Annotated in this window: 1 protein-coding gene; it reads right to left on the minus strand. The window is 65.7% G+C overall.

The window, feature by feature from the left end; genetic code table 11:
* The coding region (locus U9978_RS14425; RefSeq protein ID WP_322761636.1) for a glycosyltransferase at positions 1-338 on the minus strand (338 nt) is incomplete at its 3' end.
* Between the last annotated feature and the right edge of the window lie 457 nt (positions 339-795).

Raw genomic sequence — 795 nt, forward strand, 5'->3', positions numbered from 1 at the left:
ACCCGATAGGGCGCAGGCCGGTGGTGGACACGGATCCGCATCCGCACTGAACCACGGAGCGCTTTTATGATCTCCGGCGTGGCGTCGTCCGAATCGTCGACGAAGATGACCTCGCTGGGCAGATCGGCCAGCGCGGCATCAAGCCGGCGAAGAAGCGGCTCGACATTCGCGGCCTCGTTCCGGGTCGGCACTACCACCGACACCAGTACCTGCTCGTCCGGCCGATAGCCGACGACAGATGGGGTGCGCATGGTCGAAACCACCGTCGAGGACGCTCGCGGCCACGGCACCAGGTCTGCCAGCTGCGCGTCGAAAATGCGCTCGTCAGGCATGCTCATCCGCTGGTCTCCCCCCGGTTCGGGACGGCGGCCGACGCGGCGACCGTCCACTGGGTACGTCAGATGCCGTAACCGGGATTTCCCGGTCCGGCAAGTCGGCTGTTGTCGCGTTCCCATCCTGACCACTGGCTTCTCTTCAGGGCACCCGAACCCATCACCGGGGTTCCCGACCGGAAGATTCCGGCATGAGGAGAGCCGGCATGCTCGGTGCCGCCGGCTGGGCTCCGGGAATGCGCACCGAACGGGTGCGATCCGCCACGAACGTTGTCGCGGAAGAAAGCAGGTCGCGCGGACACGGCCCACGCGAAGGAATTCCTGACCCAGCTGGATCAGAACGGAACGAACAGTTCGGCGAACTGGCGACCGTCAGGTCGGGTTCAGCGGAAAGTCGGGACAGGAACTACGAATCTGACCCCCCCGGATCAACTCAACTGGAAGGCTGGCGGCCCGAGGGCAC

Source organism: Protofrankia sp. Cr2 (genome assembly GCF_963555885.1).
GTDB lineage: Bacteria > Actinomycetota > Actinomycetes > Frankiales > Frankiaceae > Protofrankia.